At 68.9% G+C, this 14,819-nt stretch carries 14 protein-coding genes; 6 read left to right on the top strand and 8 right to left on the bottom strand.

Going from position 1 to position 14,819, the window contains the following annotated elements; genetic code table 11:
* Positions 1–125 precede the first annotated feature (125 nt).
* From G6O68_RS19795 to G6O68_RS19785, 4 genes are all read left to right on the top strand, one after another.
* Entirely contained in the window at positions 126–785 is a 660-nt protein-coding gene (locus G6O68_RS19795; RefSeq protein WP_206108153.1) for a choice-of-anchor R domain-containing protein, read from the top strand.
* 466 nt (positions 786–1,251) lie between these two features.
* Complete coding sequence (locus G6O68_RS33330; protein WP_261345607.1) at positions 1,252–1,380, top strand: hypothetical protein; 129 nt, start codon at positions 1,252–1,254, stop codon at positions 1,378–1,380.
* A gap of 450 nt (positions 1,381–1,830) precedes the next feature.
* The gene (locus G6O68_RS19790) at positions 1,831–2,745 is read left to right on the top strand and encodes a hypothetical protein (RefSeq protein WP_165250367.1); all 915 of its coding nucleotides are present in this window, start codon (positions 1,831–1,833) and stop codon (positions 2,743–2,745) included.
* A 67-nt stretch (positions 2,746–2,812) separates the two neighbouring features.
* Complete coding sequence (locus G6O68_RS19785) at positions 2,813–3,700, top strand: hypothetical protein (protein WP_165250366.1); 888 nt, start codon at positions 2,813–2,815, stop codon at positions 3,698–3,700.
* 347 nt (positions 3,701–4,047) lie between these two features.
* Here the strand turns inward: G6O68_RS19785 and G6O68_RS19780 are convergent, their stop codons facing one another.
* From G6O68_RS19780 to G6O68_RS19770, 3 genes are all read right to left on the bottom strand, one after another.
* Positions 4,048–4,836 (bottom strand): hypothetical protein, encoded by a 789-nt coding sequence (locus G6O68_RS19780; RefSeq protein WP_165250365.1) that lies wholly within the window; start codon positions 4,834–4,836, stop codon positions 4,048–4,050.
* Between the two features lie 772 nt (positions 4,837–5,608).
* Entirely contained in the window at positions 5,609–5,824 is a 216-nt protein-coding gene (locus tag G6O68_RS19775) for a hypothetical protein (protein ID WP_165250364.1), read from the bottom strand.
* 353 nt (positions 5,825–6,177) lie between these two features.
* A complete protein-coding gene (locus tag G6O68_RS19770) occupies positions 6,178–6,765 on the bottom strand; it encodes a hypothetical protein (protein ID WP_165250363.1) in 588 nt (195 codons plus the stop codon).
* A 322-nt stretch (positions 6,766–7,087) separates the two neighbouring features.
* On the opposite strand from G6O68_RS19770, the gene G6O68_RS19765 reads away from it, so the two are divergent.
* Together G6O68_RS19765 and uvsE are read left to right on the top strand one after the other, a co-directional pair.
* A complete protein-coding gene (locus tag G6O68_RS19765) occupies positions 7,088–8,092 on the top strand; it encodes a LysR family transcriptional regulator (RefSeq protein WP_165250362.1) in 1,005 nt (334 codons plus the stop codon).
* A gap of 157 nt (positions 8,093–8,249) precedes the next feature.
* Positions 8,250–9,188: a UV DNA damage repair endonuclease UvsE gene (gene uvsE / locus G6O68_RS19760; protein WP_165250361.1), complete on the top strand. Its 939-nt coding sequence runs from the start codon at positions 8,250–8,252 to the stop codon at positions 9,186–9,188.
* Here the strand turns inward: uvsE and G6O68_RS19755 are convergent.
* The 5 genes from G6O68_RS19755 to G6O68_RS19735 all read right to left on the bottom strand — a co-directional run bounded on the left by G6O68_RS19755 (position 9,145) and on the right by G6O68_RS19735 (position 14,647).
* Positions 9,145–10,731 carry an OprO/OprP family phosphate-selective porin gene (locus tag G6O68_RS19755; RefSeq protein WP_165250360.1) on the bottom strand — a complete coding sequence of 529 codons (1,587 nt, stop codon included), beginning with the start codon at positions 10,729–10,731 and terminating at the stop codon, positions 9,145–9,147. The two genes, uvsE and G6O68_RS19755, sit on opposite strands and share 44 nt — an antisense overlap.
* A gap of 46 nt (positions 10,732–10,777) precedes the next feature.
* Complete coding sequence (locus tag G6O68_RS19750) at positions 10,778–10,987, bottom strand: hypothetical protein (RefSeq protein WP_165250359.1); 210 nt, start codon at positions 10,985–10,987, stop codon at positions 10,778–10,780.
* Between the two features lie 19 nt (positions 10,988–11,006).
* Positions 11,007–11,564, bottom strand: coding sequence for a ParB/RepB/Spo0J family partition protein (locus G6O68_RS19745; protein WP_165250358.1), 558 nt, complete (start codon positions 11,562–11,564; stop codon positions 11,007–11,009).
* Positions 11,565–11,747: 183 nt separating this feature from the next.
* Positions 11,748–13,940: a hypothetical protein gene (locus tag G6O68_RS19740; RefSeq protein ID WP_165250357.1), complete on the bottom strand. Its 2,193-nt coding sequence runs from the start codon at positions 13,938–13,940 to the stop codon at positions 11,748–11,750.
* Positions 13,941–13,993: 53 nt separating this feature from the next.
* Positions 13,994–14,647: a 3-keto-disaccharide hydrolase gene (locus G6O68_RS19735; RefSeq protein WP_165250356.1), complete on the bottom strand. Its 654-nt coding sequence runs from the start codon at positions 14,645–14,647 to the stop codon at positions 13,994–13,996.
* Positions 14,648–14,819 lie beyond the last annotated feature (172 nt).

The following is a 14,819-nucleotide window of genomic DNA, read 5'->3' as shown; positions in this document are numbered from 1 at the left end:
ACACACTTGTATACGCAAAGGATCACATCCTATGATGGCCCTTCCGGCAGCGTGCGATGCCGCCCGGCGGGCCCGCGTCGGGCCGCGGCGAGCGGCGGTCGAGTCGCGCCGACAGGAGTCGTTCCATGCGCATGAAGACGATGCGTCTAGCCCTTGCGGCGGCGGCGATGATGCTCGCGACGGCCGGCCGCGGGGATATGATCCTCAGCACGCTCCCCCAGACGAACGACAGCGTCTCCTCCGCATTACTGGGCCCCCTGCGGATCAAGGCCCTCGCCTTCACCATGCCGGACCAGGATTACACCCTGGATTCGGTCGTCCTGCGCCTGCGGCTCGACACCTTCGGCCGCCCGCTGACGACTCCGATCCTCCAATTGCTCGACGACTCGGGCGGCCCCGACGTCCCGGGCTCCACCGTGCTGGCCACCTTCTCCACCCCGACGCTCGTGGGCGGGATCAACGATTTCACCTTCACGCCGACCAGCCCGTTCACCTTGTCAGCCGGCCGGAGATACTGGCTGGCCTTGAGCTCCGCGGCCGACTTCAACACATCGGGCCTGGACTGGTTGGCATCCAACCCTCCGGTCACCCCGACGGGCGTCGCGACGCTCAGCGGCAACCGCTTCACGCCCGACGGCGGCACGACCTGGAACGCATCGGCCGTCGTGAACTCGTTCACGATCAATGCGACGGCCGTCGCGGCCGTCCCCGAGCCGGCCTCGCTGGCGATGCTGGGCCTCGGGGCCCTCGGCGCGCTGGGCCTCGCCAGGCGGCGCACGGCCTGATCGATCGCGGAAGACGAGGCGGCCGGGCTCCCCGAGCGATCGGCGGTCCCGGCCTTCCTCATGCGCCGAAGCCTCTCGGCCGGACGGCGGCGGGACTAGAATCCTGGGGAATTCCCCCAGGGGCCGGGGGGAAAGTGCGTCCGATAATGGCGGTTATGTTCGATCATGTCGCCGTGTGACGGTTATGATGGAATTGCCGAGGCTCCTCAATCCGTCTTCGGCGGCCGGCGGGACGCCTCCGGTCACAAGTCGAGCCCGTCCTCGCCATGGCGGTGCCAAGGCCCGCGATGAGGGCGAAGACGCCCACGGCGAGGATCGCGGCCCAGGCCAGCCAGCGATAGGCCTCCCGGGCGAGGATGACGACGGCGATCGAGGCGACGACCGAGACGCCGAGGTGGACCAAGGCGATCCGATCCACTACGCGAGCCGCCCACGGACGAGGCTCCGAGAAAGTCGGAGGGCCTGCATGCTCTACAGCGTCCCCACCAAGGCGGTCACGACCGGGCAGGCCGCCAGCCTCAGCGACCAGAGCGCCCACGGGAGCCCTCGCCACGCACCTCCCCTGCGGCTCAACACCGCCGGTCGCATCCCTTGAAGAACGAGGATGCCGATCACGGCGGCCGACAACGCCGACGACAAGAGTAAGGGAAGGGACGCGAATGCGAGGCCGAGGGCCGCGGTCGCGATCATGACCTTGCTCATGGTCCGTGGCGGCGAAGGAGACGGTGACCTTGCGGTGTTCAGCATTCCTGGACTTCCGGGTCGACCCATGAACGATCGGCTTCATTCCCCCGGGCCCAGGGGGACCGCCGTCGTCAGGCCCATTCTCGTCGGGAACTCGCGCGAGATGAGGCGTGGAGAAAAGACTCCCAACTCGCTCGAACGTCGCAGTCGTGCAATCATGTGTCCAGGCCGACGGCGTTCCCGCGTGCTGACTCGCGTCGAAGGTCGAGGGATCCGGAATCACGAGGTCGCCTACATGAGCCAAGCCGACGCCCCGATCGCCGCGTCCTCGAGACACCCTCGTCGACGAGGCCGCAGCCGGATGCACGAGTTCGACCGGGTGTACTTCGACTACCTGGCCTCGGCCTACCGGGGCCTGCCGCCGGAGGTGGGCGAACCCGGGGCCCGGAGAATCGTCGAGGAGCTGCTGCACAACCCGCAGCATCACCGAGCCGACCTGTACCCCCTCGAGCTCGCGATCTCGCGGCTGCAGCCGATCGACCGGCTGCGCCGCGACGTCTGGGCCCATCGCGACCGGCTCCGCGACGTGGCCGGCCACGCGCGCTACGACGCCTACCTGGCGTCGACCCCCCCCGACCCCCAGGCCGCGTCCGAGGCCGAGGTGAGGGCCGACTTGGAGCACTTGATCGGCGAACTCCACTGGTACTACGGCCTGCAGCCGGTCCGCGAACGATTCCGCATCCGCTTCATCCGCTATGTCAGCACCCTGCTGTTCGTGCTCGCGACGGCCTTCATCGGCTACCTCGCGATCGTGCATCGGGAGCACAACCCGTCGCTGGTCCTGGTGCTCTTCACGGGCCTGGTCGGGGCCACGATGAGCGTCCTCCATCGGATGGAGCAGGTCCAGGGCGGCGGCGATCCGATCGCCTCCAGCCTGGCCTGGGAGCAGGCGCAGGGCAGCTTGTTCCTGGCCCCGTTCAGCGGCGCGATCTTCGCGGCGATCCTCTATCTGATCTTCGGTGCGGGCTTGGTCAAGGGGAGCGCGTTCCCGGAGATCGTGACGGCCGGCGCCGAGATGGCCGGCCGGGGGGGCTACCTGCCCTTCCCGGAATTCGTCCGCGCCACCGGCCCGGCCTCGGGGCTCGATTGGTTCAAGCTGCTGATCTGGTCCTTCGCGGCCGGCTTCGCCGAGCGGCTGGTCCCCGACTCGATCGACCGCATCGTCTCGCGCCGACGGCAGGGGGCCGACGCCGACGGGTCGGCCGGCGGCGCTTGAGAAATCAGCCCCCCGGCGGGGGCGACGTGGAACTTCACGAGAGATCGCCAGGGCCGAGAGGCGCGCAATGTGGGAAACCTTCACCAGGGAACTCGGCGGCCGCGGGACCGCCAGCCTCGTCGCCTTCATCCTGGGCTGGGCCACCGGCCGGCTCCTCGGCCGATGGCGGCGGATACGCCAGCGTCGCCTCATCCTCAGGGGCGACGCCCGCGACACGGTCGTCATCGAGCATCACATCGTCGAGGCCGTTTGCTCGCCCGATCCGGAGCGCCCCGGATGCACCAAGCCGATGCCCGGCGTCCTCCGCATCCGGGCGCTGGGCCAGGATGAACTCCGGCGCGTCATCCCCAACGGCCACCTCGCCGAGGAGTTCCTGGCTCGCGCATGGAAGGTCACGCCCGAGCGCACCCTGATCTCCATGGCCGGGGCCGAGGGCTCGTACCTGCTCGAGACGCTGACCGGCTTCGTGGGCGACCGAGCCGGCGGCGGCCTCTGTTTCGACCACGACCTCTACGTGATGGCCCCCTGTTGCGAGCCCAGCGAGCTGGCCCATCACCAGCCCATCACCGTGGTCCTGATCGCCGTGGACGACCTGGCCCTCTTCGACTCCTGGTCTTCCTGCCGGGGCGTGCGCGTCGAACACGGAGGCGACGGGACGCGGGTCCTGACCCTGATGGCGTTGGCCCGTCGCCGCCGCGAGGAACAGGCCCGGATCGACCTCCTGCGTCGCGAGGGCCGGCCGAGTCGTTACGCGGAGACGATGTACGTGCTCGATCTGGCCCTCGACCGCCGCACATGTCCCGTGCCCACGAGGACCGTCCCGTGGGAGCGGCACGCGGACGTCCTCCGGCGGATGGGTCTCGAGTCGATCGCGCAGATGACGTCGGAGTCGTGCGGAGCGATGGAAACGAAGACCGGATCGGCGATCGCCCCCACCGCCCCACCTGGGCCCTGAACCTCGAAGCCCCTTCCCGGACGCAGCCTCGAGAGTCCGACCTCGCGTCCTGCTCGAGGCTGTTCGACCACCCTGAAGACCATGCGGACGTCCTGCGGCAGATGTCGCGCGTCGATCGTCGCCGACGGGACAGTCTTGGAGGTCTCGGCCGGGGGCCTGCGCAGGCGACGCGGGCCGATCGCCCTGGACCTTTGCTCGCGGTCCTGCGACTCGTTGCTCTCGTGTCTCGACGGGGCCGCCCTGAACGCCCTGGTAGGGTTCGAACCGACCGAGGCTCGTGGGGACCCCGCGACCGTCCCCGCCTGAACGATCTTGGCGCCTCAGGGAGGCCCCGCCGTGAGGTTAGCCTATGATCCGCTCCGGGAGCGCGAGGCCCGCGCGTAGCCGAGGGCCAGCGTACCGGCGATGCCGCAGAGGGCCAGCGATGAGGGCTCGGGAACGGCCGCGACGCCGTAGGAATAGGAGAAACCGGCGTCGGTCACGAGCGCGGCGATGTCGTTGCTCGTGGTGACGTTGGTCAGGAGGAGGCTATTGCCGAGGACCATGGCGCCGAGCGAGGTCGCGGAGTTGATCTGCATCTCGAGGTCGAGCAGGATCTGGCTGGCGGTCAGGCCGCTCGTCAGAGTCGTAAAATCGCCGCCTCCGGGGCCGCCGATCGAAAGCGTTGCGGTCCCTCCGAAGCCCGGAGTCTCCACGCCTGCCAACTCGAGATCGTAAATGGGACGCAATCCCGCGGCCAACTGTTGGGGGTTCACCCGCAGGACTTCCCCCGATTTGCCGGGGTTGAAGATGATCCTGTCGAGTTGCCTCCCAGCTATCGCGGTCACGGTCACCACGCCTCCTGCGGCGACGGCGGTCTGATTGACGGACTGGGCGTTGATCTGGGCGGCGATGAAGGCGGCCTTGGCGGCGGCGTTGGCGACGTCCGCGGCCGCCGGCGTGAACTTGACTTGCTCGGTCGACGACCCCATGGGGGGGGCGACGACCGACGACCTGACCCTGATCGACTCTTCGATGCCGGCGACGCCCGTCGCGTCGACGACGATCTTCCCCGTCATGAATCCGGCGCGGGCCGGGGCCGCGAGCTGGGCGGCGACGCCGCAAAAGAAGACGAACCGAAACATTGCTCGTGACATGCGTTTGACCTTTGGCGAACCGAGGTGAAAACGATTCGAAGTCGCCTTCTCACTCTTTCGGTCAAGGTGCCGCGGCTCATGTTAGCTTGGTCGTATAGCCTAGTCAAGAATGTGTCGATCTGAGACACGAATTCGTGTCCATCTCCCGGCCGTGACCCGTGAACCTTGCGTATCTGAGGGCCGAGGTCGCTCGACGCTGGCCGATGACGAGGCTGCTCGGCGTTCTCGAAGAGACCGAGTTGCGTGTCGGAATCACCGAGGAATTTTCAGAGCCTATCGCCGTCCCGTCGGCCCGTCGCATCGAGAGCGAGGTCGCGCTGGTCCGCGGCGTGCTCGCCAGGCGAAACCCCGGCGATCCCGCGACCGACGACGTGGACCTGGACGACGATCACGCAGAAGCCCCTCGGCCGGAGACGACCGACGCGACCGTCTCGGTATGCCCTCGTCTGTCGCCGGAGGCGTTGGTCCGGTCGGTGCGCGTGGACTTGCCGTCCCTGCGCCCTTCGGCTCGCCAAGTGCGATCCGATCGCGAAGCGTCGAGGACGAGGCACGGCCTTGCTGCCGAGGATCTCGCCATGTCTCACGATGGCATCCGAACCCGAGGACGAGCAGGATCCCCCCGTCGAGGCGGGCGGCAAACACAGGATGGGGACGGAAGACTTGCGAGCGACACGCCCCGGGGACGAACGGACGAAGAGCCGGGCGGGTCACGGGCGAAGGACGAGGCGGCGCGGCCGGTCCGCGCCGGTCCTCATCCCGACGTCGTCCGGAATCAGTTCTCGTTGAGGAAATCGGCGTCCGGGGCGTGCGGGGGCAGGGCCGGTCGCTCGCCATCGCGTCCCGAGGGGCTGGGCGGCGGGGGCGGGGCGTTCTCCTTCTGGACCACGTCCGCCGCCTCGAGGACGACGCCCTCGTCGGCGGGCTCGGCCCGCATCCCGCTGGCCCCGGTCATGTGTTCGCGGTCGCTCTTATCGTCAGGGTTTACCATCGTGCTCGCTCCCGGATCAGATCCTCGGTGGAGATACCGGAGATCCAGCCTTGCGAGTCGCATGCCATGGGCATCCGGTCCGTAGACCGATCGCCCACCTCCCTACCTTCGGCGGCTTCATCCACGATCATTTCGCATCGGTCCAGTCGCAGAGACATCCCCACGCCGCATCATGAATTCACATCGATGTTGCGAGGGGAGTCGTCATGCGCGATGGAGCAGTCGGCCACTTTCGAGCGGGCGTGACTTCGGAACGTCAAAGGGGCCTCGCGAGGCGTGAGATGCTTTGGGTCGGTCGCTCCCGCGAGGCCTCTCTGGGTCATTGCCTCGATCGATGACGCCCCGGATCGGGCTCAGTCAACGATCACCGTATACGTATTCGAGAACTCGAAGACGCCTCCTGGGAAGAACTCGGGGAATTCCGCGATCGCCGCACCCGTGAACCGAGCGCGGATGGTCACCGTATGAGTCCCCTTCGAAAACGGGGTCAGTACGGCGGCGGCCACGGTGTAGTGGGTCGCCCCGGACGGTAGGCCCGGGACGTCCGCCCCGACCGAGTACTCGGGTTCGAGCGCCGTGGTGTTTCCGTCGACCTCGATCTCGATGAACTCGGCACCGAGCTGATCGGGGTTGAAGTAGTAGTCCGCGACAGCCTCCGGATCGTTGACGTCAGGGAAGTCCCCGAGGATCGGAGCCGAATCATCGGACCAGACGACGGGCACGTAGAGCATGGTACCCGGCCTCACCTCAAAGGTGCTCGACGGGTTGGCGTCGCTCGTATACAGGATCTGGAACGGCACTTCCGGCTCGTTCGCCTCGCTCCGTGCGGCGGGGCCGCTGGCGTTGAAGATCCCCGTCTCGCCGGCGAGATCGGCCAGCGAATGGCCTTTCGGTTTTGCCGTCGGCGGGAGGACGTTGCCGCCCCCCGCGAAGGCGGGCACCGAGGCGGTGACGGCGCAGGCGACCAAGGCCAACCCCGCGTAACGACCAGTTCGGCGGAACACCTTGAAAACCGGCATCGCATCATTCCTTTCGAGTTGTTGAACCTAATGAACCGACGGTGCATCATGAACGCGATGCACATGCGTTTCCGCCCCACCCGGTGGGCGACATGGGGGGTATTCGTCGCTCGGGCGAGCCAGGCGACGACTGCCGGCGACCTCGTCCCGGAGGCGGCCGGAGCGGAGGGCGCGGGATCGGACGGTCGGCGTCCCATCGTTCCTTCCCACATGTGAGAGACTGGTATACTGTGAAACCTTGCGGTTGCAAGCGTTTCGATTCAGGCGTTTTTCCGGTGGTTATCGGGCCGATAACCGGGGAGGGGTCGTGGAATTGCGACAGTTCCGGCATGTGCTGGCCCTGGCCGACTCCGCCAGCTTCCGGAAAGCTTCCGAGGCGCTGGGCATCTCTCAACCGGCGCTGACCAAGAGCCTCTTCCAGGTCGAACGTGACGTGGGCCATCGACTTTTCGACCGGCACGGCCAAACGATCTCGCCCACCGTGTTCGGCGCGATCGTCATCGACACGGCCCGCAGGCTCCTCGACACGGAGGAGGCGATGTTCCGGGCCGTCGGACAGGCCGCCGCCCTGGACGGGGGGGTGTTGGCCGTCGGCGCGGGCGCCTACGCCGCCGACATCTGGATCGGGCGAGTCTCCGGCCGATTGCTCGAGCGACATCCCCGGCTGCGTATGTCCATCCACGTCGCCCCCTGGGAGGACCTCCCGGACCTGCTGCTCCGAGGCCGCATCGACCTGTTCGTCGCGAGCATCGAGGAGATCCGTCGCCGCAAGGAATTCCGAATCATCGAATTTCCGGAGCAGCATGGCGTCTGGGTATGTCGTGCAGGTCATCCCCTCGCGTCGCAGGCATCGCCGTCACGTGAGGACCTCCGCCGTTACGTGATGATCAGCCCCCAGCTCCCACCCCGGATCCAGCGCTGGCTCGTCGCCGAGGAACGTCGCTCGCAGGTGGTTCGACGTCATGTGAACACGGCTTCGGTCACCATGATCAAGGCGATGGTCAGGCAGAGCGATGCGGTCACCCTCATCCATCCTGATGAGGTGCGGCTGGAACTCGAGCGGGGTGATTTCGTGCCGCTCGAGTTCGGCGCTCCGCCGCTGGCCTATTACACGGGGCTCGTCTGGCTCGCCGACCGCTCGCTCTCCCCGGCAGGCCTTGCTTTCGCCCGCGAATTGTTCGCGGAAGTCGGGGTCGACGCCGAGACTTCGCTCCGCGGAACGTCGATCCAAAACAAGGTGAGACCTTGATCGCGACTGCGATCCCCGAGGACGATCGGCCCGTAGGTCGAAGTGCGGGCGAGTCGGGCTCTCCGTGTCGCCCCCCCCTGGGGGCGGGTAGAATAGGATCCGCTCCTAGGGCGTGTTTGGACGCTGCCGGGACGAGTGCGGACGATCGGGGCGGTTGATGATTCGACTGGGACTCTGCTGCACGTTCCGGGACGAGCCGATCAAGTTCGGCGTCACCACGGCCGCGGTGGTCTCGCGGATGAACCGCGGCGACGCACTGGCGAAGCTGGCGGGCCTCTGCCTGGCGAATGCGGAGGCGCTCATGGCGGCGCTCCGGTTCTGCGACGCGAACGGGATCGGCTGCTTCCGGGTCAACAGCCAGGTGTTGCCCCTGAAGACCCACCCGCAGCAGGGCTACGAGATGGACGACCTTCCCGGGGGCGGGGCGATCGTGGACCGCTTCCGGTCGTGCGGGGACTTCGCGCGGGAGCGAGGCTTGCGGACGTGCTTCCACCCCGACCAGTTCGTGGTGCTCAACTCGCAGCGGGCCGAGGTGGTGGACGCCTCGCTCCGGGAGCTGGAGTACCAGGCCGAGGTGGCCGAGTGGATCGGGGCCGACGTGCTCAACGTTCACGGGGGCGGGGCGTTCGGCGACAAGGCCCGGGCCCTCGACGACTTCGCCCGGTCCCTCGATCGGCTCTCGCCCCGGGCTCGGGGCCGCCTGACGGTGGAGAACGACGACCGGACGTATACGCCGGCCGACCTGCTCCCGCTCTGCCGGGCGACCGGCGTGCCGCTGGTCTACGACTCCCATCACCACCGCTGCAAGCCCGACGGGCTCTCGGTGGAGGAGGCCACGGCGCTCGCCGCGGGGACGTGGGATCGGGAGCCCCTGTTCCACGTCTCCAGCCCGATCGCGGGGTGGGAGGGCACCCGTCCGGAACGCCATCACGACTTCATCGACCCGGCGGACTTCCCGGCCTGCTGGCTCGGCCTGGAGGCGACCGTCGAGGTCGAGGCGAAGGCCAAGGAGGTCGCCGTGATGAAGCTGAGGGACGACCTGGGGCCGGCCGTCAGAACGACAGCTGGAGCCGGGCCCAGTACAGGTCGCTCGTAAGGAAGAACTGCCCCGGGGCGAAGGCGACGGGGGCCCCGAAATCCGAATGCTGCCAGTCGAGGTAGACCTTGAGATACTGGTTGAGATACCAGTTCACGCCCAGGTCCGTGACCCCGACGCGGTTGGTCCAGAGGTTGGGGTCGGCCAGGCCCTGCGTGAAGACGTCGTCGCCGAGCCGGAGGCTGGCGTAGCGGGCCCCCAGCTCGATCGCGCCCAGGCCGAAATCCTTCCCTCGCTTCAGGTTCAGCGGCCGCTTGACCTCGATGGGCCCGCGCCGGGTGACGTGCTCGCCGGTCAGGAAGAAGCCGGCCTGGACGTAGAACGCGTCGACCAGGATCGGGACGCGCGGCTCCTCCGCGGAGGGCAGGTAGTTGATGCGGCTGTAGTCCCATTCGGCCAGGAGGGACAACCGCTTGTAGAAGAGCGCGGCGTGCAGGCTGTACTGGGCGCGCGGGCCGGACTCGCGGACCGTGTTGTTGAAGGCCAGGAAGCTCGGCGAGGCCGTCGAGCTGCCGGACCCCTGGCCCGCGTTGACCGAGGTTCGCAAGGGGAGCGGCGCGAGCCGATCGTCGCTGTTGCCGACGTCGACCGTCCCGCCCAGGTTGAGGAAGTTGAGGAACTCGAACCGGGTCGAGTGCCGGAACGGCCGAGCGTTGACGAAGCCGATGAAGTTGGGCTCGTCGTTGTTGTCCTCGTAAGAATTGCGAGGGCCGTTGAAGGCGCCGGCGGCGTAGTCGAGCCTGTCGTCGTAGAGGACGCCCCAGGCCGTCACGCCGATCTCGCGGTTGTTGCCGAAGTTGATCGCGTAGACCGAACGCTCGGGCGAGATGAGGTCCTGGTTGGAGATCGCGTAGAACTCGTACGTGTACGGGACGCGGTAGCGGCCCGCCTTGATCATGAACTTGTCCTGGTTGTACGGGCGGAAGTTCAGGAAGGCGTCGCGCAGTTCGAACGAGCCCAGGCCCCGCTGGAACGACGCCATGTACTCGACCGACTTCGTCAGCCGTCCGTTGAAAGCCCAGATCTGCCGGGGGATGAAGAACCCGCTCTGGGCGGACCCGGGCCCCGTGTGGTCGAAGAGTCGGTAGTCGACCTGGGTCTCGTTGTGGAACTGGAGCTGGAACTCCTCGTTGTCGCTGGTCAGCTCGAAACCCTGACCGAGCCAGGCGTTGAGCGACGTCCGCTTCCGCGTCCCTCGCGAGTTGGCCGCGGCGGCGGTCGGCCCGACCGGTCGAGCAGGGGCTCCCAGGTCCCGACTAATCGGGTCAGAGTCGGTGGAGGGCGAAGTCGCCCGCTCCTCGGGGGCCGGGACGGTCGGGCGTTCGGGGGCGGCTTCGGGGCCCCGGGTCTCGACGAAGGTCCGCATCTGCTCGCGCAGGGCGCGGTTCTCGTCCTCGAGCGCCTTGAGCCGACTTTCGAACTGTCGGAGGATCTCCGATGCCGGGGGCGCGGGCTCTTGGCCGGCCGCGAGCGACCAGGGGGTCAGCAGGAGGCCGAGGGTCGCCCACAAGATCAGTCGCACCGTGCGGGCTTCACGCATCATGGAATGTCGTCGTCCCAATCCGATCGGTCCTTCGGTCGCACCGAGTTCAAGGCTCGAACCATCGTCCGGCGATCGCCGCCCAGGCCGCCAGGGCGAGCCCCGCCGCGAGGCAGGCCGCCGCCAGGGTCCGCGCCGCGAACCCCGCTGCGCGACGGTGCCGCGGGCAGGCCGCGGCCCGGCGCTCCTTCCAGATCACCCCGAGGGCGACGGCCAGGAACGTCGCCGCGAGCAGGCCGAGGCGGAGCGAGGGCGGCATACTTCTCCTCCGGGGAAGATCAGGCGGCCCGGTCGTCCCGCGTCGCGAGCCGGTCGAGGGCCTCGCGGAGCGCCGCGACGAGCCGGGCGTCGTCCACCCCCTTGCGGTTCTCGACGGTGATCTTGCATCCGGCGGCCTTGAGGGTGCGAGCGGTCGAAACCTTGCCGGGGCGGCCGGCCCCCCTCCCCTTGCCGACGGTCGACGGCGCCTTGCGGGCGGCGGCTCGGACGGCCTCGACGGCCTCGGCCCGGCTCAGGCCTTCGGAGACGACCCGGTCGGCCAGCTCGCCCTGGATGCCGGCGTCCTGGATCTTGCCGATCTCGTAGGCGGTCCCGGGCGACAGGTCCCCCTGCTCCACCCACTCCTGGATCGGCGCGGGGAGGTCCAGCAGGGCCAGCGCCCGGACCACGGTCGGCTGGGCGACGCCGAGCGCCTTGGCGGCCTGGTTGCCCGACCAGCCGTTGCGCTCCATCAGCGCCTTGAAGGCCCGCGCCTGCTCGATGGGCCCCGGGTCTTCGCGCGGGCGTTCCTCGACCCATGGCAGGGCCCTCGACTCGCCCTCGCCGATTTCCAGCATGCGTGCTCTCCCCCCGAATCCAGGTCCTCACGAGCCTGTATCGGACGGGTTATACCCCGGGTATAAGCCTTTCCCGCGGACATCGGAGAGCCGGCGATTTTCGCCCAGATCCGGACTTCCCTCGTCGTCTGTAACTCGCGTAGAGCCCCCCGCTCCGCGCGGCGCGCCAACCCTGGTCGGGCCTCAGGACCGGCCGGCCTTTCGCCGAGTGGTTTCGTTCGCGTCGGCGGCCGCCAGGAGCGCCACGCCGTCGACGGCCGCGATCTGGGGCGAGGTCGGCGCGTCCACGATCGTCGGCGTCCCGTACTGGTGGTACAGGAACAGGACCTCGCCCAGGCCGGCGACCACGCGGACGACGGCGAATCGGGCGTCGCCCAGGTCGTCGATCCGGAGGACTTGCTGGTCGGCGTCGATCTCCAGGGTGTTGGTCCCCGGGCCGCCGTCGAGCCAGACCAGGCTGGCGGGGGCGACGCCGTCGGCCGACACGATGGCCCGGTCGTCGCCGTACTGCTGGAGGACGTTGACCCCCACGCCGGGCGGGAGGGCGTCCAGCCTCGCCACGTCGTTCGAGGCGAACGTCGACGGCGAGTCGTCGACGACGGACAGCCCGAGCAGGCCGGGGACGGCGGCGGGGCTCGCGTAGTCGATCGTGGTCGAGACCGGGGCGATCGACCACCGCCGGAGGACGGCGGCCCTGGCCTTGTCGTTGATCCGGGTCTCCGCCAGGAAGGCGTCGGGATTCCGCTCGGCGATCCGGAGCGAGGCGCGGCCGTCGATCGCCGCGCCGCCGGCGGTCAACGCCAGGTCGGAAGGCACGGCCGACGAGACGATCGAGCCGTCGGGGGCGCGGCGCAATCGGTAGTCGCTCGCCAGGGTCCCGTCCATGATCTCGTAGACGAAGCTGTAGGAGCCGACGGCCAGCGTGTCGTCGAACAGGGGGGCGCCGGAGTCGAGCTGATAGGCCACGCGTCGCGGTTGCGCCGGGCTGGGGGCTTCGGACAGCGCGATCAGGCCGCGGTACAGCGGCACGGCCGTGTGGACCTCGTAGGAGTATGGCGAGGCGTCGTCCCCGACGAAGCTGAGCGCGTAGGGCGAGCCCTGGTTCGTCGCCGACGCGCCGACGTAGGTCAGGCTCTGCAGGGGCAGGTTGGTCGCCCCGGTCGCGGGCGCGCCGTAGGGGACGGGGTTGCCGTTGCGGAAGTCGACCATCATGGACGCGCCTCGGTTCCCCCGGGCGTCGACGTTCAGGCTGTGGAGCGAGCCGGGCCGGAAGTAGATCCCCGAGGCCGCGGGGCCGTTCGCGTCGCGAAGCGCGGCGTAGGCGTTGTCGGGGCCGGTCACCGGGTCGTAGCCCATAAACCAATTCGCGTCGCCCTGGAACCTCGTCGGGTTCCAGAAGTTGCCGATGGAGACGTCGACCCGCCCCGTCTCGCCGGCCAAGACGACGAGATCCGCCCCCAGGCCGTAGCCCTCGCCGCGGACCCCTTCGACCCGGATCCACGCCCCCGGACCCTGGTATCGGTCCAGATACGTGACCTGCGAGGAGTTCGAAGCCAGCGAGATCACCGGCCGGACGTTCGAGCCGATCAGCAGGTCGCTCGACGGGTCGGCCGAGGTCCCCAGGACGGCGACGTGCGGAGCCGTGGACTCCGCGCCCCCGACGAAGCCGTCGGCCGAGATCGAGAGGTCGGCGTCGTCGGGCGTGTCGTAGACCAGGAACAGCGGCGAGGCCGCGGAGGACTGCCGGGTCCCCAGGAGGGTGACGTGCGGGACGCCCGAGTAGGTGATCCCGGCGAACCGAGCCTGGACGTCCGGGTCGTTCGCCCCGATCGCGTCGGCGGTGAGGACGTACTCCGGCGAGTGTACGGCGTCGTACGCGCCGGCGGCGTCGTCGACGATCAGGCGGCTGTCCGATGCGCCCGGGTCGGTCGAGACGGTGATCGGGCCTTCCAGCGCCTGGACCCCCCCGGCCCCTCCCAGCGTCAGGAACTGCTGGTGGGCCTGGAAGGCGACGTCGGCCGCCACGCCCGTGCTCTCGATCTGCACCCTCTGGGCGACGGCGGCCACCTCGATCCGCAGGCTGGCGGGGCCCGTCACCGTCACGGTCGGCGTCCCCGACCCGGTCACTGCCAGGCCCGGCGCGTTGCCTCCGACGTCGATCGCGATGTTCGCGGCGAAGGTGTAGACCTCGCCGACCCGGGAGATCTTCACCTCCGCCAGAGGCGACGGGCCCGACCGGTAGAGGAGCGAGCCGTCCGCCGCGACGTCGATCGAAGCGTTCAGGAGCGTCCGGCCCTCCAACCGCTCCAGGGCCCCCGTCCAGGCCCTGCGAGCCGCGCCCAGTCCCGATCGCCTGCGACCTTCGGAAGACTTCATGATTCGTCGATATCCATCAAGTGAACAGTCATTGTCTGGCGGCCGGCCGTCGTTCATTTCGGCAGCGGCGTCAGCACGATGTCGCGGAACTCGATGGGGGCGCCCTCGGACTGGAGGGCGATCGCGCCTCGGGTCGCGCTGCAGTTCGTCGCCTCGTTCACGAGGTCGCCGTTCACGGTCACGCGGATGACGTCGCCCCGGCAGGTGATCTCCATCTTGTTCCACTCGCCGGCCGGCTTCTCCGATCCGTCGGTCAAATTCTTGTGCCGACGGTCCTGCTTGCGGTTCGCCTCGTCGGGGACGTCGAGGTCGGTGCCGATGACCCAGAAATCGCCCGCGTTGTCCTGGGCGAGCTGGACCTCGATCGACTTCGGCCAGACCCCCAGGGCGCGGGGGGTGGACGCGTGCACGAGCACGCCGTTGTTCCCTCCCTGGCTCCCGGCCGGCCATCGCCATTGCAGGGTCAGAACGTAGTCGCCGAACTCCCGATCCGTCTTCAGGTATCCCACCGGCTTGCCCGTGCACTTCAAGAGGCCGTCGGCCGCGCTCCACGTCGCGGCCGGGTCGGGCCCTTCCTTGTCGAAGACGGCCGACCATCCGGCGAGGTCCTTGCCGTTGAAGAGACGGATCGGCCCTTCCTGGGCGTGCGCCAGGGCGGGGAGGGTGAGGGCCGCGAGCACGGCGGCGGAGGTCAGGGCGCGTCGCATGGCGTTCTCCTTTGGTGACGAGGCGTCGTCCGCGGATTATAGCCGCCCGCCGCGCCGAAAGCGGCCCTCGACCGCGCGGGAGTTCCGTTCACGGCTCGACGGATTTGGCGCGCGCTTTGCCGGATGGATAGGTCGCCGAGGGAGATGCGAATCGGAAGGGAATCCTTCATGG

This window comes from Paludisphaera soli (assembly GCF_011064595.1).
GTDB classification, from domain to species: Bacteria; Planctomycetota; Planctomycetia; order Isosphaerales; family Isosphaeraceae; genus Paludisphaera; species Paludisphaera soli.
This window is presented reverse-complemented; position numbering and strand designations above follow the sequence as displayed.